Here is a 25,683-nt window from a genome sequence, read left to right on the forward strand (position 1 = left end):
GAAACACCTGCCCGCCGTCCTGCGCCGCGTAAACGCCCGCCATTTGTAGCCGCAGAGGGAACGCGCTCAATGACCGTTATCCCCCGCGATCAACATGCGATCTCGCGCAAAGATATCAGCGAAAATGCGCTGAAGGTGCTGTATCGCCTGAATAAATCTGGCTATGAAGCCTATCTGGTCGGCGGCGGTGTACGCGATCTGTTGCTCGGCAAAAAGCCGAAAGATTTCGACATTACCACCAACGCTACCCCAGAGCAGGTGCGCAAACTGTTCCGCAACTGCCGCCTGGTAGGCCGCCGTTTCAGGCTGGCACACGTGATGTTCGGGCCGGAAATCATCGAAGTCGCCACCTTCCGTGGCCACCACGAACAGAGTCAGGAATCTGACAAGAACTCTTCCCAGCAGGCCCAGAACGGCATGCTGCTGCGCGATAACATCTTCGGTACCATCGAAGACGATGCCCAGCGCCGCGATTTTACCATCAACAGCCTGTATTACGGCGTAGCCGACTTTGCCCTGCGTGATTACGTTGGGGGCCTGCGCGATCTGCAACAGGGCGTGATCCGCCTGATCGGCGATCCGGAAACCCGCTACCGCGAAGATCCGGTGCGGATGCTGCGCGCGGTACGCTTTGCCGCCAAGCTGGATATGACAATCAGCGAAGAAACCGCCGAGCCTATTCCACGCCTGGCCTCGCTGCTGCACGAAATTCCACCGGCTCGCCTGTTTGAAGAGGCGCTGAAGCTGCTGCAAACGGGTTACGGTTACCAGACCTACCTGAAGCTGTGTGAATATCAGCTGTTCCAGCCGCTGTTCCCATTGATCGCGCGTAACTTCACGCCGAATCACGACACGCCGATGGAGCGCATTCTAGAGCAGGTACTGAAAAATACCGATCACCGCCTGCAAAACGACAAGCGCGTCAACCCGGCGTTCCTGTTTGCCGCCATGCTTTGGTACCCACTGCTGGAGCACGCACAGAAACTGGCGCAGGAAAGCGGCCTGGCCTATTACGACGCCTTTGCCCTGGCCATGAACGATGTGCTGGACGAAGAGTGCCGTTCACTGGCAATCCCCAAACGAATCACTACACTGGTACGTGACATCTGGCAACTGCAGTTACGCCTGTCCCGTCGTCAGGGTAAGCGTGCGCACAAACTGATGGAACACCCTAAATTCCGTGCGGCGTATGATTTGCTGGCACTGCGTGCCGAAGTGGAAAACAACCCGGAGATGCTGCGTCTTGCCGAATGGTGGGATGAATTCCAGGTGGCCACCGCGGCCCGCCAGAAAAACATGTTGAGCACGCTAGGCGAAGATCCGGCACCGCGTCGGGCTCGTCAGCGCCGCCCACGCCGCAGGTCTCCAAATAACGAAGGAGCATAATGATCCGCGTTTATATCGCGCTGGGTAGCAATCTGGCGCAACCTTTGCAACAGGTGAATACCGCGCTGGAGGCGTTGGAGCATATTCCACGCACCCGTCTGATCGTTTGTTCACCGCTATACCGCACCAAACCGCTGGGGCCACAGAACCAGCCGGATTATCTCAACGCGGTGGTGGCACTGGATACCCAGTTGCCACCGGAACAGCTGCTCGATCACACCCAGGCGATTGAACGCAATCAGGGCCGAGTGCGCAAAGATGAACGCTGGGGCCCTCGCACGCTGGATCTGGATATGATGTTGTACGGCGATCTGGTGATCAACACCGAACGCCTCACCGTGCCCCATTACGGCCTGAAAGAACGTGAATTTATGCTCTACCCGCTGGCGGATATCGCTCCGGATCTGATATTCCCAGACGGTGAAACCCTCGCGGAGTGCTTACAACGCGTGCCAAAAAACGGCATGACGCTGTGGCATCAGCCCAAGGGTTGAATACCACTCCCAGACAACGTTAACGTCGCGATAAACCCACCTTCCGGCCGATTGGCAAAGCTCACCCGCAGTCCGTGCAAGCTGGCAATCCGCTGTACAATGGACAAGCCCAGCCCGCTTCCCGTCTGTTCCTGCCCCGGTGGGCGATAAAAGCGCTCCCCCAGTCTTTCCAGATGCTCAGCCGTGACGCCAGGGCCGTCGTCCTCCACCGTCAGTTGCCGCTGGCTGAGCGTGACCGTTACCGTGCCACCGGCCGGAGTGTAACGTACCGCATTGTCCACCAGATTGCGCACCAACAGCGATAACAGCAGCGGCTGGCCCGATAGTGCAGGAGGTTCGCCCTGTTGCTGGTAACGCAGCGTGATCCCGGAGGTATGCGCCTGTCGATCCAGCTCCGCCAGGGTCATCGGCACCAGTTGGCACCAGTCGACCAAGGCCAGATCGTGCAAATCGGCGAGCGAGTCCAGCCGGGACAAGGTGAGCAGTTGATCCACCAGGCGCGTGGCTCGATCGATACCCACCGTTAGGTTATTCACCGCATGTTCACGCATGGGTACATCGTCCCCCGCCAGTTGCACCACCTCGGTCTGCACCCGCAATGCGGCCAATGGGCTGCGCAACTCATGGGCAGCATCCGAAGTAAACCGACGCTCACGCACCAGCAGGCTATTAATGCGCGTAAACAGCGTATTCAACGCTTCCACCAGCGGGCGCACCTCACTGGGTACCTGGTGTGCATTCAGCGGCGTAGCGTCGTCTGGAGCTCGTTGGCGTAGGCTGGCGGCCACCTCGCGCAACGGTCTTAGCTCGCGGCCAACCATCAGGGCGATCAGCAACATCAGGATCGGCAACGTCACCAGCCAGGGCAGCAACTGCCCCATCACCAACCCCAACGCCATATCATGCCGATAATCCCATTCCTGGCCGACCACAATGCGGTAACGCCCATCCGGGCTGGTGAGCCATAGCAACCGCCAACTGTCGCTATCTCCTTTGCGTTGACCATCGACAAACCCTTGCCGCTCGCCGTCAAACTGAAAATCCTCACCGTTCTCACCGTCGTTGAGCAGCATGCGCCCATCGTGGGAAAAGATGGCGAATGCCAACGCATCATCGTCCTGCTCTCCGCGCTTGCCGTGGTTCAGCATCTTCTTGGTTTTTGGCAGGCTGCGCACTTGCTGATTAGCCAGCAAATCCCCCAGATCGGCGGTCGCCAGCCGTTTGGCAAACAGCATCTGTTGGGTGTCGAACACTTCGTTGATATTGTGGCGCGTCATCATCCACGCCACCATGCTGGCGGAGCACCAGGTCAGCAATGCCAGCAGGCTGAAGATCAGGATCAGCCGCAACCGCAAACTCAATGACTTCACGGCTCATCCCCTAGCGTGTAGCCCACGCCATGTACGGTGCGGATAAAACCATTACCCAACTTGCGCCGCAGATGATGGATATGGACCTCAACCGCGTTACTGCTCACGTCGTCATCCCAGTTATACAGTTTTTCCTGGATCAGCGGCCGTGCCAGCACACGCCCCTTGTTGTGCAGAAACAGTTCCAGCACCGCCAGTTCGCGCGGGGTCAACGTCACGGGCTCACCGTTGCAGCTCACGCTGCGGGATGCAGCATCAAACACCAGGTTGCCGTGGACCAGTTGAGGCGTCAGTTGCCCATGGCGGCGGCGGATCAACGCCTGTAACCGCGCGGCAACCTCCGTTAGAGCAAAAGGCTTGCACAGGTAATCATCGGCTCCGCTTTGCAACCCGCTGACACGCTGTTCCAACGCGTCACGCGCGGTCAGGATCAGCACCGGCACATCCTGCCCGGCCTGACGCCACTGGCGCAACAAATCCAACCCGTCCAACCCCGGCAAGCTGAGATCGAGGATCACCGCATCATAAGGTGCACTGTCCAGGGCGTTCTTACCGACGATGCCATCGGTGAACCAGTCGAGGTTAAACCCCAGCTTGGTCAAGCCCGCCTTGATGCCATCACCGATCAGTTTGTCATCTTCAATCAACAGAATTCTCATGCGCTCTCCCTTTGGATAGACCATTACATCATAAGCTTCTTAAGAACATCTTAACCATCAGCATCGGAGCTACCCACCCCTGAAGGGTTACAGTAGAATGACAACACTTTTTACCACCGTGCTACAAATCCAGGCCGCGCGGTTACTGCAGGAGACGTTGTGATGAAACCTACCACCCTGAGCCATTTACGCCAGTGGAAGCAGGAGCAGCGCAAGTTTGCGACTATTACCGCCTACGATGCCAGCTTTGCCCAGCTGTTTGAAGAACAAGGTATTAAAGTATTACTGGTCGGAGACTCGCTGGGAATGACGCTGCAAGGGCATGACTCAACGCTGCCGGTAACCGTGGCCGACGTGGCTTACCATACCCGCGCGGTACGCCGTGGGGCACCAGCCAGCCTGCTGTTGGCCGACCTGCCTTTCATGAGTTACGCCACGCCTGAGCTTGCCTGCCAAAGCGCGGCCGAGGTGATGCGCGCCGGGGCCAACATGGTCAAAATAGAAGGCGGTAGTTGGCTCTGCGAAACGGTGAAAATGCTCGCGGAGCGCGCCGTCCCCGTCTGCGGCCATCTCGGCCTCACGCCACAGTCCGTCAACGTGTTTGGCGGCTACAAGGTGCAGGGGCGTGACGAGTTGGCGGCCAAGCAACTGCTGATCGACGCCCAGAATCTGGAACTGGCCGGTATGCAACTGCTGGTGCTGGAGTGCGTACCGACCGAACTGGCCCGCCAGGTTACTGAAGCCTTGTCGATCCCGGTGATCGGTATTGGTGCCGGCAACGCTACCGATGGCCAGATCCTGGTGATGCATGACGCCTTGGGGATCACCGGCGGCCATACCCCTAAATTTGCCAAAAACTTTCTGGCGCAGGGCGGCGATATTCGCGGTGCCGTGCAGCTGTATATTCGGGAAGTCGAGCAAGGTATTTATCCCGACGAAGAGCACTCGTTCAACTGAGTGACCGGCCACGATTGATATACCCTATGGATTTCAAGTTGCAGCTAGGCGACAAGCTTACTCATCCCCAGGAGCTTACTTTTGGGTAAGTGACTGGGGTGAGTAAGTGCAGGTAACAACGCTGCAACTTGAAAGACGACGGGTATAGCTAACTAGCTTATCCCCTGGTACTTCAACACCGGGGGAGACACCGAGGAGTTATGGAATGGTAATTATCGAAACCCTGCCACTGCTGCGCCAACAGATCCGCCGCTGGCGGCAAGAGGGCAAACGCGTTGCGCTGGTGCCCACCATGGGCAATCTGCATGAGGGCCACATGACGCTGGTGGAAGAAGCCCGCGCCCGTGCCGACGTGGTAGTAGTGAGCATTTTCGTTAACCCGCTGCAGTTCGAACGTGCAGACGATCTGGAGCGCTATCCGCGCACCTTGCAGGAAGACTGTGAAAAGCTCAATCGCCGTAATGTCGAGTTGATCTTCGCCCCTGCCCCGGCAGAAATTTACCCCAAAGGGCTGGAAGAACACACCAGCGTCGACGTACCGGTGATCTCCACCATGTTGGAAGGCGCCAGCCGTCCGGGCCACTTCCGCGGTGTCTCCACCATCGTCAGCAAACTGTTCAATCTGATCCAACCGGATCTGGCCTGCTTTGGCGAGAAGGATTATCAGCAGTTGGCGTTGATCCGCAAGATGGTGGCGGATATGGGCTATGACATTGATATCGTTGGTGTACCAACGGTGCGGGCCAAAGACGGGCTGGCGCTTAGCTCCCGCAACGGCTATCTCACCGCAGAAGAACGCAAGATCGCGCCACAGTTGAGCAAAATCATGAACGCCCTGGCAGAGCAGCTCGGCAACGGCGAACGCCATATCGAAGAGTTGCTGGCGCAGACGGCCGAAAAGCTGCGCGCAGCAGGTTTCACCCCAGACGAGCTGTTTATTCGCGATGCCGACACGCTGCAACCGCTGGGCGTAGAAAGCCGCCGGGCCGTGGTGCTGATGGCCGCCTGGTTGGGCAAAGCCCGCCTGATCGATAATCAACAGGTCGATCTGACGCAGTAAGCCCTTTATTGTACAGTCGTTGCCGTTTTTACCCGGTTGGCGGTAGACTGGCCGGGTTTTCGGTGACGATAAATAGTGCAAGGAAGCAGTTCTTCTTCAGCCGCCTGAAAAGGCCGATATTCAGTTAGGTAACGCTATGATACGTACTATGTTGCAAGGCAAGCTGCATCGGGTGAAAGTGACTCAGGCTGACCTGCACTACGAAGGCTCCTGCGCCATTGACCAGGATTTTCTGGAAGCCGCCGGGATCCTGGAATATGAAGCGATCGATATTTACAACGTGGATAACGGCCAACGTTTCTCCACCTATGCCATCGCCGCCGAACGCGGTTCGCGCATTATTTCGGTCAACGGTGCGGCCGCCCGCTGTGCCTGTGTGGGTGACAAACTGATCATCTGTTCTTACGTGCAGATGAGCGATGCCGATGCCCGCCAGCACCACCCCAAAGTCGCCTACTTCGAAGGTGACAATCACCTGCAACGCAAGGCAAAAGCCGTCCCCGTTCAGGTTGCCTAAAAAATCGGGCGCTTTCAGCGCCCGTCTTCTCTCTATTCTGTTACCGTCACACCTGGCAACGCACCAGGCTTGTTGGCTATCCGCTCCGCCATGGTAGGGATCGAGTCGGTACGCAGGATATACAGCCGTTTTAAAGTATAAGGATTATCACCCGGTTTCACTTTGCCCTGCACCGTGGTCACGGCCAAATGCAGACCGGCATCTTTTGCCGCCTGGATCGCCTTTTGGTTATAGCCACCAAACGGATAGGAAAGGTACAGCACATGCGGGTTAAATTGCTCTAGCGCCCGTCTTGAGTGTTCAAAGTCGAATTCGATATTATGCAGTGAACGGCTAAGCAGGATCGGCCTACGGTTGCCATCGGTACGATGTAGGAAATGGGTGTGTGACTGGATATCAAACACATCCTGGATCGTTTTCAGCTCTGAAATGCTCATAAACTGCAGCGAATCCGGATTCCATTTCTGTGGGTGACGTTTGATACGCGAAGAGATGATAAACGCCGTAGCGCGGAAACCGTAATCCTTCAGTACCGGATACGCATAGCGATAAACCGACTTCAACCCGTCATCAAAAGTCAGCAGCACCACTTTGCCCGGCAGGTTGATTTGATTATTCAGGTAGGCTTCCAGCTGATACATCGAGATGGTGTCATAACCCGTCTGCTTCAAATAGGTCATCTGGTTGCTGAAGGCCACGTCCGAGGTGGTCGTCGAGGTATTGCGGAAACGTTTGTTCTCTTCGTTTTTCAGCAGGTGGTGATAGGTCAGCACCGGAATGCCGTTGTCGACCTCGCAGTCCAACTCACTGATAAATCCCAGACGATCGCCGATATTGACCTCATACCAGGTGTTATTCAGCCGATCTTTCAGCTTGCCGATAATCGGATAGCGCAGGTTCTCTTCCAGTACGCCAAAGATTTCACTTTTATTATCCGCCGCCGTGTAGACGTTAATTGCGCGCTGAGTGATCAGATTCTGATTGGTCAACGGTTTGTTCAGATCTCCCAGATCGTCCTTCACCTTACGAGTTTTGCTGATGGCGCGAACGTCGTTTTTATCGATAAAGCCGGTGCCATTACCAAACTTGAGCTCGTAATATTCCGCATCCGCCGGGAACATCTGGATCAGTTGCCCTTTTTTCACTTCACCGACCGGGATCACATGCTCACCGATCAACGAATAAACCTCGCTGTTACGCTGCACTTCCATGTATTGGGCTTGAATAGCACTGTCTTCTGACAGCAAATCCGCCAACGCCGCCGGTGCCAACAGCGACATAACAATGCCGAGTAGCCCTGCTGCTATCTTATGTTGAGGCTGCATGGTTTGTTCTGCTTACGAGTGCGTCATGAAAAAATGAAGAAAATGTGGAGCGCCAGCATAGCACGATTTAAATCGCCGGGAGAAAGGGCTTATTGCCTTAATTCTATAGATTTAAGTGATGTATGTGCTAAATCAATAAACGCCCTCCCCCGGCAACAGGGGGAGGGAAATGACATCAGGAACGCAAGCCGCGGCCACGCTCAATCAGATACCAGGCCAGCCCGTAGAACACCGCAATGAATGCTACCAGCACCAGCATGGTCAGCGCTAACGGCACGTCGGAAATGCCCAGGAAGCCGAAGCGAAAACCGCTGATCATGTAGACGATAGGGTTCAGTTTGGAGACCGCCTGCCAGAACGGCGGTAACAGCGTCAGCGAGTAAAATACCCCGCCCAGATAAGTCAGCGGCGTCAGCACAAAGGTCGGGATCAGGCTGATATCGTCGAACGTGTTGGCAAAGACGGCATTAAGCAAACCGCCTAGCGAGAACAGGATCGCCGTTAATAGCAGCGTCACCGCAATCACCCACCATGAATGGACTACCAGGGGAACGAAGAACAGCGAGATCACCGTTACCAGGATCCCCACACAGATACCACGCGCTACGCCACCGCCAACATAACCGGCAATCACCACGTGCGTCGGCACAGGTGCCACCAGCAGCTCTTCAATATTCCGCTGGAACTTGGCACTAAAGAAAGACGCCGCCACGTTAGCGTAGGAGTTGGTGATCACCGCCATCATGATCAGGCCCGGCACGATAAACTGCATATAATCAAAACCGTGCATCTCACCAATACGCGACCCAATCAGGTTGCCAAAGATGATGAAATACAGGGTCATGGTGATCACTGGCGGTACCAGCGTCTGGATCCAGATGCGGGCGAAGCGGTTGATCTCTTTGGCCCAGATGCTTTTCAAGGCCACCCAATACAAATGCATCATGCTTGTTCTCCATTGCCATTCACCAGGTTGACGAACAGCTCTTCCAGCCGGTTGGCCTTGTTACGCATACTCAGGACCTGGATCCCCTGCGCGCTCAGTTGGGTGAACAGACCGTTCAGACCTTGCTCACGCATCACTTCCACTTCCAGCGTAGAGGTGTCCGTCAAACGGCTGTGGTAACCCTCAAGATGGGGCAATGGGCTTTTCGCCGCCAGATCGAGGATGAAGGTTTCGGACTTCAGCTTGGCCAACAGCCCCTTCATCGAGGTGTTTTCTACCAGCTCACCGTTCTGGATGATGCCGATATTGCGGCACAGCATTTCTGCCTCCTCCAGATAGTGCGTGGTCAGGATAATGGTGGTGCCCTGGGCGTTCAGCTCTTTGAGGAAGCCCCACATTGAGCGACGCAGCTCGATATCCACCCCAGCAGTCGGTTCGTCGAGGATCAGCAGTTTGGGCTGATGCATCAGCGCACGGGCAATCATCAGACGGCGTTTCATCCCGCCAGACAGCATACGCGCCCGCTCGTTACGTTTACCCCAAAGATCGAGCTGATTGAGGTACTTTTCTGCCCGCACCATCGCCTCGCGACGTTCCACGCCATAATATCCCGCCTGGTTGACCACAATCTGCAGCACGGTTTCAAACGGGTTAAAGTTGAACTCCTGCGGCACCAGACCGAGCTGACGCTTGGCGTTAACGATATCCTTATCGATATCGTAACCAAACACTCGCACCGTGCCCGCCGTCTTGTTGACCAGCGAACTGATAATGCCGATGGTGGTGGATTTCCCGGCGCCATTCGGCCCCAGCAGGGCATAAAAGTCCCCCGCCTCCACGTTCAGATTGATACCGCGCAATGCCTTGACGCCACCCGCGTAGGTTTTGGTCAGCTGCGCTATTTCCAGTGCATAATTCATAAGTTATGAGAGTACCTTGTGATGGAGTTGGCTGCCGAACTTGTCTAAGAGGGAGTTTATCATCAGCGGCCTTATTACCGAGTTGAATCCGTGCGCAAATATCCGTCGTCTTTCAAACCACAGCGTTGTTACCTGCACAGCTATTCGGCCCATCCCTGGGCCTCACCCCTACGTGGCCGCTGTGTACAGCGTTCAAATCTGTTCCAGACAGATTTGTCACACCCCAGTCACTTACTAAACATAAGCTCCTGGGGATGAGATAGCTTGTCGTCTAGCTGTGGCTTGAAATTCATAGGATATAAATTTGATCAACTGTTCCGATTTCCAAATTGTGACGCTTGCCATATATTACATCAACGCAATTCGTTCATAACAGGCCAATAACCGCCATGCAAGAAATCGAAAGGCTTATCGCCAATAACCAAGCCTGGTCCGCTAACATCAACAAGGAAGATCCCGGCTTTTTTGAACGTTTGGCTCAAGCGCAAAAACCGCGATTCTTGTGGATCGGCTGCTCAGACAGCCGCGTGCCTGCCGAACGCCTGACCGGCCTGGAGCCGGGTGAGCTGTTCGTTCACCGTAACGTCGCCAATCTGGTGATCCATACCGATTTGAACTGCCTGTCAGTGGTGCAGTATGCCGTCGACGTGCTGGAGGTGGAACATATCATTATCTGTGGTCACTTGGGCTGCGGTGGGGTAGAAGCGGCAGTAGAGAACCCGGAACTGGGGTTGATCAACAACTGGCTGCTGCACATTCGCGATCTGTGGTACAAGCACAGTTCCCTGCTCGGCGAGCTGGAACCGGAACAACGTCTGGATGTGCTGTGCGAGATCAACGTCATTGAGCAGGTGTATAACCTGGGCCACTCAACCATCATGCAGTCTGCCTGGAAACGCGGTCAGAGAGTGATGATCCACGGTTGGGTATACGGGATCCAGGACGGTCGTCTGCACGATCTGGAAGTCACCGCCACCAGCCGTGAGAGCCTGGAGATGGGCTACCGCAAAGCGATAGCCACACTCAAGCAGGAGAAAGGCCTGTTCTAGCGCCTTATCGGGGTTCAGCGCCCTGCTGAATCCCGGCCGGATTATTCGTCCAGCATCACCACTTTGCCGATGTAAGGCAGATGGCGATAACGCTGGGCGTAATCGATGCCATAACCCACTACGAACTCGTCCGGGATCGGGAAGCCGACATATTCCACCGGTACTTCAACCTCACGGCGCTCAGGCTTGTCCAGCAGCGTACAAATCGCCAACGACTTCGGCCCACGCAATGCCAGGATCTCGCGCACCTTGTTCAGGGTGTTGCCGGAATCGATGATGTCTTCGACGATCAATACGTCTTTACCGCGGATGTCTTCATCCAGATCTTTGAGGATTTTTACATCGCGGGTGGTAGACATGCCGCTGCCGTAGCTGGAAGCGGTCATGAAATCGACCTCATGCGGCACCTCAATAGTGCGGCACAGATCGGCCATAAACATGAAAGAACCACGCAGCAACCCGACCAGCACCATATCGCTGCCGCTATCGCGGTAGTCTTCGGTGATCTGGCGGCCAAGTTCAGCAATACGGGTCTTAACTTCCTGCTCGGAAATCATTACTTCTACAGTGTGTTTCATAGTTTTCAGGTCAGTTGCCGGAAGAAGGGCGCAGAGTTTAGCATAGCTGGCGGGCGGTGGCGACGCGAGTGCGTCACCACTTTACAGGCTGCGGCGTAGTTTGCCGCAGCCTGGGATAACTTATTCAGCTACGGTAAAGCCGAGCATCATCCCTGTATCTTCATGTTCCAGCAGATGGCAGTGGGCCATATAGGCCTGATCGGCACTGGCCAGATGATTGAAACGCACCAGCACTTCGCTGCGCCAACCTTCTACCAACACCGTATCTTTCCAACCTGCCCGGTGGGCCACCGGTGGCTTGCCGTTTTCCGACAGAATGCGGAACTGGGTGCCATGGATATGGAACGGGTGCAGCATCATGTCGCCTTCACCAGAGATGGTCCATTTCTCATATTTGCCCCGTTTAGCCTCAAATGCGGGCTTGTTCATATCGAAGGCTTTGCCATTGATGGTGTTGGCATGGCTGAAATCAAACGGCTTGCTGCCATGATCCATCTTGCTGTGGTCCATTCCCGCCATGTTGCTCTGATCCATGCCTTGCATCTTACTATGGTCCATACCAGCCATGTTACCCGCGGCATTGCCGTGATCCATGCTCATCCCGGCCATCGCCTGATGACCATAGCGATCCATCAGAGCCTGCATCCCCAGCATATCCAGCTTAGGATCCATCATCAGTTGCAACCAGCGTTCCTGAACCCCGGCCAGCGATGGCAGTGTAGGCAATTTCACCAGGTTGTCCGGCATGGATTTCACGCCCAGCGCCAACGATGGTTGAATATGCAATACCGGCAGCGGCTGGTCGAACGGGGCCAACGTCATACCCATTTGCTTCACCGGCAGGGTAACGATATCGAACGGCTTACCATCGGAGGCATCGACCAACACTTCAAAACGCTCGCCCATCAGCATCGGCAGTTCGGTCAGCTTAACCGGTTCGCCCAGGAAGCCACCGTCACTGGCAATCACGTATAATGGCCGATTGTCGCTGGTGGACAGGTTAAGCGAGCGGGCGTTACAGCCGTTCAGGAAACGCAGACGCAGCCAGCCGCGTGGCGCGATGTGTTGCGGATAGCTGGCACCGTTGGTGAACATGCGGTCACCAAACCAGCCCACGGCCGCGCTCATGATATCCAACTGATATTCGATTTGGCCGTCTTTGCCCAGGCGCTTATCTTGCAGGATCACGGGAATATCATCTGTTCCCCAGGTTTTCGGCAAGGGCAACTGGCTGCTTTCGTCATCTTCCAGCAGCACCAGTCCCCCCAGCCCCTTCATCACTTGCTCGCCGGTTTTGCCATGCGTATGGGGATGGAACCAGCAGGTAGACGCTGGCTGATCGGCAGTGAAACTCACCGTCCGGGTGGTGCCAGGTTGGATTAAAGCGTGTGGACCACCGTCGACATTACCGGGGATCTCTAAACCGTGCCAGTGCACCGTGCTGGCCTCTGGCAGTTTATTACTGATATCCACCGTCACCGGCTTACCCCGTTGCAAACGGACCGCAGGGCCAAGCAACGCACCGTTGATCCCCCAGGTGCGGGTAGCCACGTTAGGCAACCAGTTCATCTCACCGGTTTGCAGCGCCAACGCGATCTTTCCTTGCGCATCTGGCGTCAAAATCGGTGGGATCGGCAAGGCTGGGCGATCGGCGGCCCAGGCGGCACGGCTCCATAATGGCAAGGCGCTTGCGGCACCTATTGCGGCGGTCAGTTTGATAAAATCACGGCGTAACATCGCTGGTTCCCTTTTCTCAGTGATTGAAAGCTTAAGGTCCGCAGCCTAAACCCTCCCCTTAGTGGAAGGTCAAGAGCTACTATTAAGGAGTGTTAAGCCCGCATAATTAATTTGGTGCCTTTACAGCCAAGTGTGGTAACGTCAGCAGATATTGACTAGGTCTATTTCATGATGAAAAAAACAACGTTGTTGATGCTATTGCTGACTATGCTGGGCTTTTCCAATGCCAGCCTGGCGCTGAATGAATCCGAAGCGGAAGATCTGGCCGATCTGACCGCGGTGTTTGTCTATCTCAAAAACGACTGTGGCTATAATGATTTGCCCAACGCGCAAATCAAACGCGCCATCGTGTACTTCGCCCAGCAAAACCGTTGGGATTTGACTAACTATAATAGCTTTAATATGAAATCCCTGGGTGAAGACAGCTACCGCGATCTCAGCGGCATTGCTATCCCTACCCCCAATAAGTGCAAATCTCTGGCGCGCGACTCCTTGAGCCTTCTGGCCTACGCCAACTAACTTCCCCCTGCTTTCTCTCAGCCTTGCCAACGATAGCTGGCAGGGTTTGCTATCGCCTATCTGTTGCCCTGCCGACAATGCTGTAATTTGCCACACGGAGGGTTTATGATGTTGCGCTCATTTTTCATGGTTGTTATTACGGAGTAACCCGCACATGACCCAGAAAGAGATTTGGTATGAAACGCTGCATGCCAACTTTGGCCAGTACTTCTCAGTGGAGCAGGTACTTTACCGTGAGAAAACCGAACATCAGGATCTGGTGATCTTTGAAAACCCGGTGCTGGGCCGCGTGATGGCTCTCGATGGCGTGGTGCAGACCACCGAGCGCGATGAGTTTATCTATCACGAAATGATGACCCACGTGCCGCTGCTGGCCCATGGCCAGGCCAGGAAAGTGCTGATTATCGGCGGTGGCGACGGCGCTATGCTGCGTGAAGTCTGCCGTCATCAGGGCGTTGAACATATCACCATGGTTGAGATCGACGCGGGCGTGGTGGAGTTCTGCCGCCAATACTTACCGAATCACAACGCCGGGGCCTATGACGATCCCCGCTTCAAGCTGGTGATCGACGATGGCGTCAATTTCGTCAACCAGAGCGACGAAAAGTTCGACGTGATTATTTCTGACTGTACCGATCCGATCGGCCCTGGTGAAAGCCTGTTTACCTCGGCGTTCTATGAAGGTTGCGCACGCTGCCTCAACGAGGGTGGCATCTTCGTAGCCCAGAACGGCGTCTGCTTCCTGCAGCAGGACGAAGCGGTCAACAGCCACACCAAGCTCAGCCAGTATTTTAACGACGTCAGCTTCTATCAGGCAGCGATCCCGACCTATTACGGCGGCATCATGACCTTTGCCTGGGCCAGCCAGAACCCGGCCTTGCGCCAGTTGGATGTCACCACACTGCAACAACGCTTTCATCAAAGTGGCTTAGACTGCCGCTACTACAATCCGGCAATTCACGCTGGCAGCTTTGCCCTGCCGCAGTATTTGCTTAATGCACTGAACGTTTCACGTTAAGCGAGAAGATAGGGGCTAAAACTAATTGCAAAAGATTAAACTGCACGGCTTCAATAACCTGACCAAAAGCCTGAGTTTTTGTATTTACGATATTTGTTATGCCAAAACCGCAGACGATCGCGATGGCTATATCGCCTACATTGACGAACAGTACAATGCCAACCGCCTGACCGAGATCCTCAGTGAAACCTGCTCGATCATTGGCGCCAATATTCTCAACGTCGCCCGCCAGGACTACGATCCACAAGGCGCCAGCGTCACCATCCTGATGAGCGAAGAGCCTGTCGATCCGAAAGACGTGGATACCTCTGAGCACCCAGGGCCGCTGCCAAAGACGGTGGTGGCACATCTGGATAAAAGCCATATCTGCGTCCACACCTATCCGGAAAGCCACCCAGAAGGCGGTCTGTGTACCTTCCGGGCCGATATTGAAGTCTCTACCTGCGGCGTGATTTCACCGCTCAAAGCGCTGAACTATCTGATCCATCAGTTGGAATCTGATATCGTCACCATGGACTATCGCGTACGCGGTTTCACCCGCGATGTCGACGGCGTGAAGCATTACATCGATCATGAGATCAATTCGATCCAGAACTTTATGTCCGAGGATATGAAGGCGCTGTACCACATGATGGATGTGAACGTGTATCAGGAGAACATCTTCCACACCAAGATGCTGCTGAAGGATTTCGATCTGAAGCACTATCTGTTCAACGCCAGGCCGGACGAACTGAGCGAGGCGGAGCGGAAAAGGATCACCGATCTGCTGTGGAAAGAGATGCAGGAGATCTACTACGGGCGCAATATTCCGCACCTGTGATGTTGAGATACAGGGCAGCCAAGGTTGCCCTGTCAGTTACACCAGATGCAAGCCTGCGGGTAAATCCGCCAGTTGCTGCTGTGCGGTGGCAGGCAGCGCCTTATCGGTGACGATATCCGTCAGGCTGCCAAGCGGAGCCACACAAAATAATGAATAGGCAGCATATTTACTGCTGTCTGCCAACAGCACCCGCTGGCGGGCATTGGCCATCAGATCTTGCTTCAAACCCGCCTTCTCTTCGGTTGGGGTGGTAATACCGTTCTCAATACTCCACGAGTTACAGCTGACAAACGCAATATCCGGGTAGATCCCTCGCAGCAACCTGCGCCCATGATCGCCGACGCAGGACTGGCTGCTGTCATCAATACGGCCACCAATGATGGTCACTTCGATCTGTTTAAATCCTGAGAGAAACAGTGCGATATGCAGATCGGCGGTGATCACTCGTAGCGGGAGGTGGGTCAAGTGCCGCGCCAGCTCCAGCATGGTGGTGCCTGCGTCCAGCACCACTGCGTCACCGGCTTTAACCATCGTGGCCGCATACAGGGCGATCGCCCGCTTCTCCTGCGGGTTACGCAGCTGCTTTTCGTTAGTGGTGGGCTGTGCGGGGATAAAACGGTTGAGGGCCACGCCGCCATGGCTGCGATTGATGATCCCCTGCTCATCCAGCTTGATAAGATCGCGCCGGATGGTGGCAGGAGAAGCATCGATAGCGCTGACTAATTGCTCAACGGTGACCAGATTATGGGCTTTCAGGTATTCCAGAATCTGGTCCTGGCGAGTTTGTGGCTTCATGACGTCCGTGGTATCACGCCAACTGAGTGGCTAATTTAATCGAGATCGCCATGCTCTCAGACTTGGCTTTACCTGTCCAGGCAATATCAAACGCGGTACCGTGGTCGGCAGAAGTCCGGATAAACGGCAAGCCCGCCGTGATGTTAACCCCGTCGTAGAAGCCCAGCAGCTTGAGGGGAATATGCCCCTGATCGTGATACATGGCGACCACCATATCGTACTGACCTTCATAAGCCTGCAGGAAGACGGTATCCGGTGGGCACGGGCCTGAGACATCGATCCCCCGCTGTTTTACTGCCGCAATCGCCGGGCTGACGATGTTGATCTCTTCATCGCCAAACAGGCCATGTTCACCCGCGTGGGGGTTAACGCCCGCGACCGCGATCCTTGGATGTTTAAAACCGACGCGCTTGAGGAAGGTATCCGCCATCGTCACCACCGTTTCGATCCGCTCGGCATTCAGCGTATCAAGGAACTTGCGCAGGGCGATATGGGTGGAAACATGGATCACCTTCAACTTATCGGTGTACAACACCATCGCATAATCCCGGCTGTTGGTCAGTTTTGCCAACAGCTCCGTATGGCCTGGATACAGATGCCCGGCCAGATGCAGGGCCTCTTTATTCAGCGGCGCCGTGGCGATGGCCATCACCTCACCCGCCATGGCCAGTTCGGTGGCACGCTTTACGCATCGGTAAGCCAGATCGCCCGCTTGTGCCTGCACTTTCCCCGGTGTCAGCGCTGCGGGATCCTCTAGCGGTTCATCAATCACGTTGATAATTCCGGGCGCAAAGCGTGCCTCCGAAACGTTCAGGATCGGCCTCAATTCGACCTTTGGCACGATCCCCAATGCCTGAATGCGTTGCAACGTTTGCAGACAGCCCACCACGACCGCTGGCGTTCCCGCCAACTCGCCTTCAGACAGCGCCTTAATGATAATTTCTGGCCCAATGCCTGCCGGATCGCCCATGGTGACCGCAATCGTGTTATTTGCCACTGTACATCTCCTCAATAAAATAAAGTGCATCCCGCAACGTTGAAGCACCGCCAAATCCGCCAGCCTTGGTGATCACCGGCAGATCGTCGATCTCGCTGTTGACGAAAGTGCCACAGGGCACACAAGGAACAACCTCACTGGTAATACGGTAACCTTCCGCGCCCAGCGCTCTCGCAACCGCAATGGCGATGTCACCACCGGTCAGGAACAAGCCACCAATCTGAGCCTGATTGATAATCGCCAAGGTGATGGAGCCTAATGTCTGGCTGATTTTGTCCCCCAACTGCTGGCGCGAAAGGTCATGCTTTTCACACAGCGTATCTATCATCTGGCGGGCATCGGCATCTCTACAGGTGCGTAGTACACAGTGCTGCCGATCTCGCAGTACGCTGACGGCCTGGCGAATAATTTCATCTACCGCAGACTGGCTGTGCGGTTGCAACAAGGCTTCGACATCAATGTCCAGTATGCCGAGCGACTTTTCTTCTGCAGCAAACACAATCTGCTGCCGGGTGGCTTCACTCATCGATCCGGCAACCACCAGCACAGGCAGGCGCTGGCGAGCGGCCAGATAGCTGCTGGCTGGCAATGCATTTGCCAGCCCGGCAGCGCCCACCAGCAGATAACGGCAGCCGAGTTGCTGAATTGCCTGCGCCAACTGCGCCAGATCGCCATCCGTTTCAGCATCAACTACCACAATCGCTGGCCCGTTGTGGCTCAGGAGCGGTAGCTCGCGGCCCAGCTCGCCACTGCGTACTACCTGTAAATCCAACTCATGGATCGGGTAGGCCGTCTGCAAGCCAATCAAGGTCTTGATATGAGAAGAAACGATCGGCGTTTTCGGATCGCTGGCGAACTCGGTCTCCACCAACGGTACGCCGTGAACCCGGCATTCACCATTGAGCGTTACCCGACCCGCTGCAGGGATGGCTGCGGCCACGATAGCCAACTGCGCACCGCTGGCGATCATCGCCGCTTCGATTTCTGCCCCTACGTTACCGCGAAAGGTCGAGTCGATTTTTTTATACACCAGGGGCGGCGTATCGCTCTGGCAATAAGCCCGCAAGGCTTCGCTCACCTTGGCGCTCGCCATTGCAGGAGATAACGCCCGGCTTTCGGTATTGATCACCAGCACATCCGTGCGCCGGGTAGACTGTGGTAGCTCGTTGAGCACTACATCGGTACGCGCGCCCTTTTTTGCCAATTGCACACCGGTATCGTTGGCTCCGGTAAAATCATCGGCAATCACGATCATCTTCATGCTGTCTCCTTCAGCGCTGCGCCCTTCGCGGCATTACGCTTCGCCACCCAAGAGCTGAGAATCGGGGTCAGTATAGCGGTGGTGATCACCGAAGCGGCAATCAATGGGGCCGCAGCAGCCGCGACGCTAGCCAACGAAGGATCCGCCTGGGCAATCGCCAATGGCGTCGCCACCGCATTACCGGCAGTGCTTGATGCAGCCGCACCGGCAATGCCTGAGCCCCCTACCAGTCGATCGGCGCGAATATTAAAGAAACCGCCGACAAAAGTGGTCAACACGCCAAGCAGAACCCCGGCCATACCGCCTTGCAGTAACATTTCCAGATTGATGCCAGCACCGAGCGCGAAGGCAAAGAATGGGATCAGGATTGGGCCCCCCTTGGTGAGGAAGTCGCGCATCTGATGATCCAGATTACCCAACATCATCCCTACCAGTAGGGGAACCAACACCGCCACCAGCGCCATCAGTGGGATATTCGCCATACCTGCCGCACCCAACGCGATCATGGTGAAGAACGGCCCGTCATTCAGGGATAGGATCGAAATCGCCCCTACGTCCCGCTCATTACCAAACTCGCCCACCAACGCCGCATACAGGCCACCGTTGGAGTTGCTCATTGCGGCAATAATTGCCACACCAGTCAGGCCGAAAATACCTTCAGCACCAAACAGATGTTCAACGCCTAACCCCAAAGCCATGGCAACCAACAGCTTGGTCAGGGTTATGGTGCCACCTTGCAACAGTGCCTGCGGAGCCGCCTTGAAGCTGATGCCGGCCCCCATGCACAGCAGGAAAGCACCAATCAGTGGAGCCGCACCGTTTTTAAACAGTGCCGTGGTGAAGCCGCCGATATCCAGCGCCTGTGGAGCAAAGGTGTTGATCATTGCGCCAAGCACCAGTGGGACGACCATCATCCCCCAGGGATTTTCTCTATTGTCGCCTTAATTTTCATCCTACCCTCGTCATTATGATTTATTTTAATCAAAATGATTATATTGAATCAAAAAATAAAAAATCGGCGCTGTGTCGCAGATTAAAAAATCAGTAACATGATTATTTGATTTTATTTAATCACTACAGAAGGGAGGAAAGGCGGCCGAGAATCGGCTACCTGGGACTCACAAGGGGCGCAGCATCCTGCGCCCGTCTGGATAATCAGTAGTTGAGCATAAACGAGCGGTAGGCTTTCAGCACCGTCAGGAAGTCTTCGATGCCGCAGAAAGAGAGGCTCTCTTCGTCGTAGTAGTTCATCCCCTCTTCCATTTCGTCACCTTCGAACTCCAACTGGTTGGCGCGGATCATCACCTCTTCACCGTCCATCAGCAACGTGTATTCGTGGCCTTCCAACTGCCACTGACGCTCACTGCCCTTGACCCCTGCCGCACCGGCTTCAATACGGTCCAGCAGGTTAAAATCACCGTTGAGCTCTTCGTTAATCCAATGGCCGATGGCCTCATGCCCCATCGAAAATCTGACCACCACCTGACCGGTTACGTCACGCAGAAATTCGTAATCCATAGCATGCCCTCCTGAGCCGTGTATAAGACTGAGTTTAACCCTAAATTCGCGGCTAACTCAGTGAGCGCTCGCAAAGTTGTTCAATAATTCGTGGCGCAATATAACGGCCCGCCCTCCGCTTGGGAAGCGGGAAGGCTCTTGGTGCCTGCTATGGACGGGTAATTGTTGTTATCATGGCTCTCATTTGCCCTTACCCAAGCCTGAGCCGATGATCGACAGCGAAATCACCCTGAAAAAATTGGAAATCTTTCTGGCGTTTATGGAGAAGGAGAACATCGGCCGAGCCGCAGAACAGCTTGGCTTGAGCAGCGTTAGCGTACATCGTGCGTTACATACCCTGGAAGAGGGCTTCCGCTGCCCGCTGTTTATTCATAAAGGGCGCAACCTGCTGCCCCTGCCCGCAGCACTTACGCTGGCAGAATACGCACGCGATATCGTGGATCTCACCTACAAAGGCATCGAAGAAACTCGGTTGAAGGCGGGGTTTGGCCAGCAACGCATGCGTATCGGCACGCTCTACTCACTGACGCTGGAAACTATTCCACGGTTGATCATGGGGCTGAAGGTACGCCGCCCGGCCATGGAGATTAGCCTGACGATGGGATCGAATGAGGATCTGCTGGCCCAGTTGGAAAACCAATTGCTGGACGCCATCCTGATTTCGGTTTCGGACAGTCAAATCGATCCGCTGCGCTTTGAGATCCTGCCGCTGTTTGAAGATGATATCTATCTTGCCGCACCGGCAGCCTCGGCGCTAAACAGCGATGGCACGGCAGACCTGCAAGACTTTCGCAGCCAGAAGTTTGTCTCCCTGACCGAAGGCTTCGCCACCTACCACGGCTTTAGCGAAGCGTTTCAGATTGCCGGTTTTGAACCGGAAATCGTCACCCGGGTGAATGATATTTTCTCAATGCTCAGCCTGGTGCAGGCCGGGGTGGGCTACACGCTGGTGCCAGGGCGAATGAAGAAGATGTATGAACACACCTTGAAATTACTGCCGCTGTGCGAACAATACCAGATGCGCCAAACCATCGCGCTGGTGTTCAACCGTAACCAGCAGCAGGATCCGAACCTGCTGGCGTTAACGGCGGAAGGCCGCATGTACGCACGCGGTGAAGGGCCGGTTTAATCGCGCCGATATTTGGCCACAATGCCGCAGACCGCGTTCAGCCCCAGTTGGCAGCGGGACAGCGCTTCCCCTTGCTCCATCACTTTTTTGGTCAAGCCGGTTAATACTGCGCCCGGCGGCATTTCGATCGCCAGACGGACTTCTCGTTCGTAGGCTGCCACCATCGCCTCATGCCAGCGCACGGTGCGAGCCATGTTGAAAGCCAGGTCGTCGGCAATCCGTTCCGGCTGCCATAGCACACGCCCGGTACTGCCACTGAGATACGCAATCTGCGGCCGGTTGATGTTTACCTGCTTCATGGCCTGCGCCAGCTTTTCCGCCGGTTGTGCCAACAGGGCACAGTGGGAAGGGACACTCACAGCCAAACGCTGGGTTTTCGCCGCACCGGCGGTTTTTGCCAACGCCATGACCTGCGCCATCGCGGCTTCGCTACCCGCGATAACCAATTGGTCTTCGGCATTGATATTGGCCAGATAGGCCGGTAACTCCGCGCTATTGACCTCTGCTATCAGCCTTTCCACCTGGCGCAACGGCAAACCGACAATCGCCGCCAAGCCATATCCCGCAGGGTAAGCCTCCTCCATTAGCTGGCCGCGCAACGCCACCAGCCGGACGGCATCGGGAAATGCCAAGGCCCCAGCAATCACCGCGGCCGGAAAAGCGCCGATGGATAGTCCACTGACAAAATCAGCCTCGATCCCGTTCTGCTGTAATTCCCGCGCGTAGGCCACACCGGCTATCAGCAGGCACAGCTGCACCGCCCGGGTTTTCTGTAAGGCTTCGGCGTTATCCAACGCCAGTACGTCCTGGTCAAGAACCGAGCTGGCCTCGCTTAACAACTGTCGGGTAGTTTCATTGGCCGGCAGTTGGTGCAGCATTTGAGGCACCTGCGGTCCCTGGCCGGGAAAGGTAAATAAAATCTTCATCAGATCTCCTGAGAGCTGGCCCATGGATCCGTCGTCAACAACGGCCCCTCAGCGGTTTTCAGCATCGCTCGTCCATCCCGCAGCCATTCGCTCAGGGCAAAGCCGCCGAGCGGTGTTTCTATTTGGGCATCGGCGCGGCAAGGCAGCGCCTGTAACCACTGTGCCAGCCGCTGCAACTCCTCGGGGCTGGCAGGCTGCGGGCAGCGAACCAACAGATCCAGATCGCTGTCGGCATGCATCACCGGGATTTCGGTCGCCAGCGCATAACCACAGCTGCCGGTCACGCCCCAGCCCCACGGCCAAGGCCGCTGAGCCAGCATTATGAGCGCCTGCACCGGAGGCTGGGAAACAAAGCGCGAGTGCAGCAACGCCAACGGCTCACTCACCAAAGACTCCGGCGTCACTACGCGCCGGATAGCCTCTGCACTAACCCAAGCTGCGGCGCGCTGGCTGCGTTTCATACCCCGGATCCCCACCGGGATCCGCCCGTTGCCCTGAACATCGCGCCGCACCACCAACGGTAATGAGGTGCGCCACTGCTGGCTAACCCACTCCGGCAACGCCTGGTCGGCGCTGAGGGCAGAACGGTCACTAATCCAAATGAGGTCATGCGGGCGAATCATCAGTTGCTCCAGTTACATCCCTGAGGTCAGGGTGATAAACAGCGGTAAGGTAATGATACACAACACGGAACTGATCAGTAACGTGGCTTCGGCATCCGGCGACTGTACGCCAAAACGGTTACCAAAGACGATACCGAAGAAGCCGGCGGAAAGGGCAATCATCAAAATAGCGGTGATGGCCACGCTACCGTGCAGGCCCAATGCCAGCACCAGCCCCCAGGCAATAAACGGTTGGATCAGCAGTTTGGTTACGCTCGACAGCAGCACCGGGCCGTTGATCTGCAACTTACGGGCAGACAGGATCACGCCGGTCAGGAACAGCGCTGTCGCCGTAGCCGACAGGCCAAGCGGTTTGATCGCGGCCAGCACCATTTCAGGCATATGCACGCCTACCGCCGACAGCACCACCCCAAGCAGCGGCCCCCAGACGATCGGTTTTTTCACCGAGCGCCACATCAGCACCGGCAACATGCCCAGGCTGGAACCTTGAACCGCACCAGCTGCGCGGGCTTTTTCACGCTCTAGGATCAGCAGGCAGAACGGCGTCATCAGTACCGAACCACAGGCGATTGCCACCGCCACGGACAGCAAGGTTCCCGGCGTTTCCCCCAGTACGCTACCGAGGATCGGCAGGCCAAGCGCGGCATAGTTGGGCAACGCCACGGTGAGCGTCAGCACCGCGGCATCCTGCGGAGACTTATGGAAGATCCCGGTGCAGGTAAAATAGATCGCCGCATAGGTGATCCACATCGCCAGCACCAACACCACGATCAGCGGCGACTGCTCAACGATCCCCGCCCAAGGCGTTTGTACGGTGGCACCGAACAGGGCCGCCGGTAGTGCAAAATCCATCACGAAGATGTTGAGTAATGAAACGTTCTGGTTATCGACCATTTTTGCCTTACCGGCAAAAAAGCCCAGCAGCATAATGACAAAAATCGGTGCCAAGGCATGAATAATTACGTATGTCATAAATCACCTGTTAAAAAGAAAAAATCAGTCAGATCAGGTGCGATGGTGTTAGTTATATTGTTATATGCAGGTGAAGCTATATGCCGGGATGGAACGCATCAAAGGCGCTCTCCCGGCGGTCGTATTAGATTCCTGAATCTCTGACGTAAAAATGGCTAACGTGGCATTACCACTCTGCGCGCATACGTTCACGCACCAGCGAAGAACTATGGCGGTTGTCTGCCCCCAGGCGGTTAGTTAAACCAACGCCTTCACTGCGAGTTTTAGCAATCGCCTGAACCACCGAGTGGCGCACCAGATTAAGCTCCTGCTCACTGGCCTGCAGCGGGTCACGGATATCCAGTAACTGTTCCAGTAGGCCCAGCGAGCTGTAATGCTCGATGTCATAGGCCATCGGTGGAATGGTTGCTGCCAGCTTCTCCAGCGCCTCTACGGAACGTAACGTGATGCGCGCCGCAGACTCTTTGCCCATCGCATGGATCATCACGCCTGCATCGTTGAAGGCAATCAAGCGGTTGGCCTGATAGCCGTGCGCCAGAAACGCGCCGGACATGGCTTTACCAACGATCAAACCAATCACCGGATGGCCTGCCAGCCGAGCCTTGGCATAAGCCCCGGCCGCACCGGCCAACGCCTGATGAATACCAAAGGCCTCTTCCCTACGCCCGTAAGCCTGGCTCGGCACATCGATCACCGCCACGATGGCTCGCTTTTGTGCTTTATCAACATCAGCCGCGACCGCTTCACTGACTACCTGGGCTAATGTCCAACCTTCCAGTAAACCCACTTCACCGCGTGCGGCGCGTGGGTAATGGTTATTTGCATCCGGCACCACGGCGATAAAACGCACCGGTTGACCCTCTAGTTCAGCGTCCGCGACCCGGATCGAGGCGCACTGCCCCTGGCGCTGATCGGCCCCCTCCGTCAGCAAAGAGAACCAATATTCTCCACGGCTTGATGATGACGTACTCATACCCGATCCTCCGCAGCAAACAGTTGAGCAATGACCGCCGAGTCCGCCTGCTGGCGGGTGTCGAACTGCGACAATTTCGGCAAGTAGTAGTGATAATTGTCGGAGCGATGCTGAGCAGGCACGCCGCGTTGCAGGCAACCTGTCATCGCCGCCTTGACCGCATGCAGCGCATCCGGGACTTCTTCATCGACAAAGCCGCTGCGATAGCGCACATCGCCACCGGTCATGCTCCAAATGAAAGGCCGATCGCGGGAATCGTATTCTTCGATACCGGCTTCCTGTTCAATTACTTGTGGGCCGTTCAAGCCCAGGCGCGCTTCACGGGTGACGATCAGGTAGCTGCATAATGCAGCTGCGATCGACATACCGCCAAAGCAGCCCACGGTACCGGCAATAATACCCACCACCGGGGTATATCGGCGTAGATCGACAATCGCCGCATGAATATCCGCGATCGCTGCCAGCCCCAGGTTGGCTTCCTGCAAACGCACGCCACCGGTTTCCAGCAGTAAGACTGCCTGAGTCGCAATGCCGTTGCGGTTATCTTCTGCTGCCAGCTCCAGGGCCGCGGCCATCTTGGCACCGGAAACCTCCCCCATGCTACCGCCCTGAAATGCCCCTTCTACCGCCACCACCACCGCCGGTTTACCATCAATGGTGCCTTTGGCGACCACCATACCGTCATCGGCCTGGGTGACGATGCCCTGCGGCTCCAACCAGGGCGAAGTAATACGCTCAAATGGCCCCAATAGTTCACGGAAACTGCCGCTGTCCAGCAGATTGCGGGCGCGCTCCCTGGCGCTGAGTTCGATGAAGCTGAGATCATCACGCATGGGCGGCCTCCTCAAATACCTGTTCAATACGCAGCCGAGCCACCCCCGGCGTAGCGCCGAAGTCGTTAATCTCTAGCCGCCCGGCAGGTAAGTCGCGCAAAGAGGCCAGGCGTTCAAACAGATGCTGCCAACGCTGACGACTACCGTCTACGGAGGTTTTGATCGCCACCGTCAGTGTGCCGTCAGCCGCAGGCTCAAATAGAGCCTCCATGTCACCGGAGCCCACGACGCCGGTGAGTGCCTTACCCGGCAGCGTAATGCTGGCCGGATAACTCAAATCGATATGTTCCATAACATCCTC

27 protein-coding genes and 1 pseudogene are annotated in these 25,683 nt (G+C 55.9%); 10 read left to right on the top strand and 18 right to left on the bottom strand.

Annotated elements, in window-relative coordinates; all coding sequences use genetic code 11:
• Positions 1-69 precede the first annotated feature (69 nt).
• Positions 70-1,386: a polynucleotide adenylyltransferase PcnB gene (pcnB, locus tag D9980_RS15615; RefSeq protein WP_024484352.1), complete on the top strand. Its 1,317-nt coding sequence runs from the start codon at positions 70-72 to the stop codon at positions 1,384-1,386.
• Positions 1,386-1,880 (top strand): 2-amino-4-hydroxy-6-hydroxymethyldihydropteridine diphosphokinase, encoded by a 495-nt coding sequence (gene folK / locus D9980_RS15620; protein ID WP_121607788.1) that lies wholly within the window; start codon positions 1,386-1,388, stop codon positions 1,878-1,880. The genes pcnB and folK overlap by 1 nt, the downstream gene beginning before the upstream one ends.
• On the opposite strand, the gene qseC is transcribed toward folK, so the two are convergent.
• Positions 1,865-3,250, bottom strand: coding sequence for a quorum sensing histidine kinase QseC (gene qseC / locus D9980_RS15625; RefSeq protein WP_121607789.1), 1,386 nt, complete (start codon positions 3,248-3,250; stop codon positions 1,865-1,867). The two genes, folK and qseC, sit on opposite strands and share 16 nt — an antisense overlap.
• Positions 3,247-3,909 (bottom strand): quorum sensing response regulator transcription factor QseB, encoded by a 663-nt coding sequence (gene qseB, locus D9980_RS15630; protein ID WP_024484349.1) that lies wholly within the window; start codon positions 3,907-3,909, stop codon positions 3,247-3,249. Before qseB ends, qseC begins: the two co-directional genes overlap by 4 nt.
• Positions 3,910-4,071: 162 nt before the next feature.
• Between qseB and panB the strand changes: the two genes are divergently transcribed.
• The 3 genes from panB (at position 4,072) to panD (ending at position 6,443) form a co-directional block, all read left to right on the top strand.
• Positions 4,072-4,866 (top strand): 3-methyl-2-oxobutanoate hydroxymethyltransferase, encoded by a 795-nt coding sequence (panB, locus tag D9980_RS15635; RefSeq protein ID WP_024484348.1) that lies wholly within the window; start codon positions 4,072-4,074, stop codon positions 4,864-4,866.
• Positions 4,867-5,071: 205 nt separating this feature from the next.
• The gene (panC, locus tag D9980_RS15640) at positions 5,072-5,926 is read left to right on the top strand and encodes a pantoate--beta-alanine ligase (protein ID WP_024484347.1); all 855 of its coding nucleotides are present in this window, start codon (positions 5,072-5,074) and stop codon (positions 5,924-5,926) included.
• 136 nt (positions 5,927-6,062) lie between these two features.
• On the top strand, positions 6,063-6,443 hold the full coding sequence (panD, locus tag D9980_RS15645; protein ID WP_024484346.1) for an aspartate 1-decarboxylase: 381 nt from the start codon (positions 6,063-6,065) through the stop codon (positions 6,441-6,443).
• A gap of 32 nt (positions 6,444-6,475) precedes the next feature.
• On the opposite strand, the gene D9980_RS15650 is transcribed toward panD, so the two are convergent.
• The 3 genes from D9980_RS15650 to D9980_RS15660 form a co-directional block, all read right to left on the bottom strand.
• Positions 6,476-7,768, bottom strand: coding sequence for a polysaccharide deacetylase family protein (locus D9980_RS15650; protein ID WP_121607790.1), 1,293 nt, complete (start codon positions 7,766-7,768; stop codon positions 6,476-6,478).
• A gap of 175 nt (positions 7,769-7,943) precedes the next feature.
• Positions 7,944-8,714, bottom strand: a complete 771-nt coding sequence (locus tag D9980_RS15655) for an ABC transporter permease (protein WP_024484344.1) — start codon at positions 8,712-8,714, stop codon at positions 7,944-7,946.
• Positions 8,711-9,634 (bottom strand): ABC transporter ATP-binding protein, encoded by a 924-nt coding sequence (locus tag D9980_RS15660; RefSeq protein ID WP_121607791.1) that lies wholly within the window; start codon positions 9,632-9,634, stop codon positions 8,711-8,713. Before D9980_RS15660 ends, D9980_RS15655 begins: the two co-directional genes overlap by 4 nt.
• A 389-nt stretch (positions 9,635-10,023) precedes the next feature.
• On the opposite strand from D9980_RS15660, the gene can reads away from it, so the two are divergent.
• Entirely contained in the window at positions 10,024-10,683 is a 660-nt protein-coding gene (can, locus tag D9980_RS15665) for a carbonate dehydratase (protein WP_121607792.1), read from the top strand.
• Positions 10,684-10,724: 41 nt separating this feature from the next.
• Here the strand turns inward: can and hpt are convergent, their stop codons facing one another.
• Both hpt and cueO read right to left on the bottom strand, forming a co-directional pair.
• Positions 10,725-11,261 (bottom strand): hypoxanthine phosphoribosyltransferase, encoded by a 537-nt coding sequence (gene hpt, locus D9980_RS15670; RefSeq protein WP_071681992.1) that lies wholly within the window; start codon positions 11,259-11,261, stop codon positions 10,725-10,727.
• Positions 11,262-11,381: 120 nt separating this feature from the next.
• A complete protein-coding gene (gene cueO, locus D9980_RS15675) occupies positions 11,382-12,998 on the bottom strand; it encodes a multicopper oxidase CueO (protein WP_121607793.1) in 1,617 nt (538 codons plus the stop codon).
• Positions 12,999-13,169: 171 nt separating this feature from the next.
• On the opposite strand from cueO, the gene D9980_RS15680 reads away from it, so the two are divergent.
• From D9980_RS15680 to speD, 3 genes are all read left to right on the top strand, one after another.
• Entirely contained in the window at positions 13,170-13,517 is a 348-nt protein-coding gene (locus D9980_RS15680) for a YacC family pilotin-like protein (protein WP_037375824.1), read from the top strand.
• Positions 13,518-13,671: 154 nt separating this feature from the next.
• Positions 13,672-14,535, top strand: a complete 864-nt coding sequence (speE, locus tag D9980_RS15685; RefSeq protein ID WP_024484339.1) for a polyamine aminopropyltransferase — start codon at positions 13,672-13,674, stop codon at positions 14,533-14,535.
• A gap of 25 nt (positions 14,536-14,560) precedes the next feature.
• On the top strand, positions 14,561-15,355 hold the full coding sequence (gene speD, locus D9980_RS15690) for an adenosylmethionine decarboxylase (RefSeq protein ID WP_121607794.1): 795 nt from the start codon (positions 14,561-14,563) through the stop codon (positions 15,353-15,355).
• 36 nt (positions 15,356-15,391) lie between these two features.
• Here the strand turns inward: speD and D9980_RS15695 are convergent, their stop codons facing one another.
• From D9980_RS15695 to yacL, 5 genes and pseudogenes are all read right to left on the bottom strand, one after another.
• On the bottom strand, positions 15,392-16,150 hold the full coding sequence (locus tag D9980_RS15695) for a DeoR/GlpR family DNA-binding transcription regulator (RefSeq protein ID WP_024484337.1): 759 nt from the start codon (positions 16,148-16,150) through the stop codon (positions 15,392-15,394).
• A 13-nt stretch (positions 16,151-16,163) separates the two neighbouring features.
• Positions 16,164-17,177, bottom strand: a complete 1,014-nt coding sequence (locus D9980_RS15700; protein ID WP_237734009.1) for a D-threonate 4-phosphate dehydrogenase — start codon at positions 17,175-17,177, stop codon at positions 16,164-16,166.
• Positions 17,137-18,408: a four-carbon acid sugar kinase family protein gene (locus D9980_RS15705; RefSeq protein WP_121607796.1), complete on the bottom strand. Its 1,272-nt coding sequence runs from the start codon at positions 18,406-18,408 to the stop codon at positions 17,137-17,139. The genes D9980_RS15700 and D9980_RS15705 overlap by 41 nt, the downstream gene beginning before the upstream one ends.
• Positions 18,405-19,360, bottom strand: a pseudogene (locus tag D9980_RS15710) (2-keto-3-deoxygluconate permease 1). Before D9980_RS15710 ends, D9980_RS15705 begins: the two are co-directional and overlap by 4 nt.
• 203 nt (positions 19,361-19,563) lie before the next feature.
• Complete coding sequence (gene yacL / locus D9980_RS15715) at positions 19,564-19,926, bottom strand: protein YacL (RefSeq protein WP_021179705.1); 363 nt, start codon at positions 19,924-19,926, stop codon at positions 19,564-19,566.
• A gap of 208 nt (positions 19,927-20,134) precedes the next feature.
• Between yacL and D9980_RS15720 the strand changes: the two genes are divergently transcribed.
• Positions 20,135-21,055, top strand: coding sequence for a LysR family transcriptional regulator (locus D9980_RS15720; protein WP_024484333.1), 921 nt, complete (start codon positions 20,135-20,137; stop codon positions 21,053-21,055).
• Here the strand turns inward: D9980_RS15720 and mdcH are convergent.
• From mdcH to D9980_RS15750, 6 genes are all read right to left on the bottom strand, one after another.
• On the bottom strand, positions 21,052-21,981 hold the full coding sequence (gene mdcH, locus D9980_RS15725) for a malonate decarboxylase subunit epsilon (RefSeq protein ID WP_121607797.1): 930 nt from the start codon (positions 21,979-21,981) through the stop codon (positions 21,052-21,054). The genes D9980_RS15720 and mdcH overlap by 4 nt on opposite strands.
• Positions 21,981-22,604, bottom strand: coding sequence for a malonate decarboxylase holo-ACP synthase (locus D9980_RS15730; protein ID WP_121607798.1), 624 nt, complete (start codon positions 22,602-22,604; stop codon positions 21,981-21,983). Before D9980_RS15730 ends, mdcH begins: the two co-directional genes overlap by 1 nt.
• Positions 22,605-22,616: 12 nt before the next feature.
• Entirely contained in the window at positions 22,617-23,576 is a 960-nt protein-coding gene (locus D9980_RS15735) for an AEC family transporter (RefSeq protein WP_121607799.1), read from the bottom strand.
• 166 nt (positions 23,577-23,742) lie between these two features.
• Positions 23,743-24,549 carry a biotin-independent malonate decarboxylase subunit gamma gene (gene mdcE / locus D9980_RS15740; protein ID WP_024484329.1) on the bottom strand — a complete coding sequence of 269 codons (807 nt, stop codon included), beginning with the start codon at positions 24,547-24,549 and terminating at the stop codon, positions 23,743-23,745.
• Positions 24,546-25,382: a biotin-independent malonate decarboxylase subunit beta gene (locus tag D9980_RS15745; RefSeq protein WP_024484328.1), complete on the bottom strand. Its 837-nt coding sequence runs from the start codon at positions 25,380-25,382 to the stop codon at positions 24,546-24,548. The genes mdcE and D9980_RS15745 overlap by 4 nt, the downstream gene beginning before the upstream one ends.
• Entirely contained in the window at positions 25,375-25,674 is a 300-nt protein-coding gene (locus tag D9980_RS15750; RefSeq protein ID WP_021806268.1) for a malonate decarboxylase subunit delta, read from the bottom strand. Before D9980_RS15750 ends, D9980_RS15745 begins: the two co-directional genes overlap by 8 nt.
• Positions 25,675-25,683 lie beyond the last annotated feature (9 nt).

This window comes from Serratia sp. 3ACOL1 (assembly GCF_003668775.1).
Lineage (GTDB): Bacteria > Pseudomonadota > Gammaproteobacteria > Enterobacterales > Enterobacteriaceae > Chania > Chania fonticola.

What these genes read in the sequence shown, in the direction of transcription:
- cueO (WP_121607793.1), bottom strand. Translation starts at nt 12,998, where the DNA reads ATGTTACGCCGTGATTTTATCAAACTGACCGCCGCAATAGGTGCCGCA.
- pcnB (WP_024484352.1), top strand. Translation starts at nt 70, where the DNA reads ATGACCGTTATCCCCCGCGATCAACATGCGATCTCGCGCAAAGATATC.
- D9980_RS15750 (WP_021806268.1), bottom strand. Translation starts at nt 25,674, where the DNA reads ATGGAACATATCGATTTGAGTTATCCGGCCAGCATTACGCTGCCGGGT.
- mdcE (WP_024484329.1), bottom strand. Translation starts at nt 24,549, where the DNA reads ATGAGTACGTCATCATCAAGCCGTGGAGAATATTGGTTCTCTTTGCTG.
- D9980_RS15735 (WP_121607799.1), bottom strand. Translation starts at nt 23,576, where the DNA reads ATGACATACGTAATTATTCATGCCTTGGCACCGATTTTTGTCATTATG.
- D9980_RS15745 (WP_024484328.1), bottom strand. Translation starts at nt 25,382, where the DNA reads ATGCGTGATGATCTCAGCTTCATCGAACTCAGCGCCAGGGAGCGCGCC.
- D9980_RS15650 (WP_121607790.1), bottom strand. Translation starts at nt 7,768, where the DNA reads ATGCAGCCTCAACATAAGATAGCAGCAGGGCTACTCGGCATTGTTATG.
- D9980_RS15705 (WP_121607796.1), bottom strand. Translation starts at nt 18,408, where the DNA reads ATGAAGATGATCGTGATTGCCGATGATTTTACCGGAGCCAACGATACC.
- speE (WP_024484339.1), top strand. Translation starts at nt 13,672, where the DNA reads ATGACCCAGAAAGAGATTTGGTATGAAACGCTGCATGCCAACTTTGGC.
- D9980_RS15730 (WP_121607798.1), bottom strand. Translation starts at nt 22,604, where the DNA reads ATGATTCGCCCGCATGACCTCATTTGGATTAGTGACCGTTCTGCCCTC.
- panD (WP_024484346.1), top strand. Translation starts at nt 6,063, where the DNA reads ATGATACGTACTATGTTGCAAGGCAAGCTGCATCGGGTGAAAGTGACT.
- panC (WP_024484347.1), top strand. Translation starts at nt 5,072, where the DNA reads ATGGTAATTATCGAAACCCTGCCACTGCTGCGCCAACAGATCCGCCGC.
- D9980_RS15655 (WP_024484344.1), bottom strand. Translation starts at nt 8,714, where the DNA reads ATGATGCATTTGTATTGGGTGGCCTTGAAAAGCATCTGGGCCAAAGAG.
- qseB (WP_024484349.1), bottom strand. Translation starts at nt 3,909, where the DNA reads ATGAGAATTCTGTTGATTGAAGATGACAAACTGATCGGTGATGGCATC.
- hpt (WP_071681992.1), bottom strand. Translation starts at nt 11,261, where the DNA reads ATGAAACACACTGTAGAAGTAATGATTTCCGAGCAGGAAGTTAAGACC.
- D9980_RS15680 (WP_037375824.1), top strand. Translation starts at nt 13,170, where the DNA reads ATGAAAAAAACAACGTTGTTGATGCTATTGCTGACTATGCTGGGCTTT.
- D9980_RS15660 (WP_121607791.1), bottom strand. Translation starts at nt 9,634, where the DNA reads ATGAATTATGCACTGGAAATAGCGCAGCTGACCAAAACCTACGCGGGT.
- yacL (WP_021179705.1), bottom strand. Translation starts at nt 19,926, where the DNA reads ATGGATTACGAATTTCTGCGTGACGTAACCGGTCAGGTGGTGGTCAGA.
- mdcH (WP_121607797.1), bottom strand. Translation starts at nt 21,981, where the DNA reads ATGAAGATTTTATTTACCTTTCCCGGCCAGGGACCGCAGGTGCCTCAA.
- can (WP_121607792.1), top strand. Translation starts at nt 10,024, where the DNA reads ATGCAAGAAATCGAAAGGCTTATCGCCAATAACCAAGCCTGGTCCGCT.
- D9980_RS15700 (WP_237734009.1), bottom strand. Translation starts at nt 17,177, where the DNA reads ATGCACTTTATTTTATTGAGGAGATGTACAGTGGCAAATAACACGATT.
- panB (WP_024484348.1), top strand. Translation starts at nt 4,072, where the DNA reads ATGAAACCTACCACCCTGAGCCATTTACGCCAGTGGAAGCAGGAGCAG.
- D9980_RS15720 (WP_024484333.1), top strand. Translation starts at nt 20,135, where the DNA reads ATGATCGACAGCGAAATCACCCTGAAAAAATTGGAAATCTTTCTGGCG.
- D9980_RS15695 (WP_024484337.1), bottom strand. Translation starts at nt 16,150, where the DNA reads ATGAAGCCACAAACTCGCCAGGACCAGATTCTGGAATACCTGAAAGCC.
- folK (WP_121607788.1), top strand. Translation starts at nt 1,386, where the DNA reads ATGATCCGCGTTTATATCGCGCTGGGTAGCAATCTGGCGCAACCTTTG.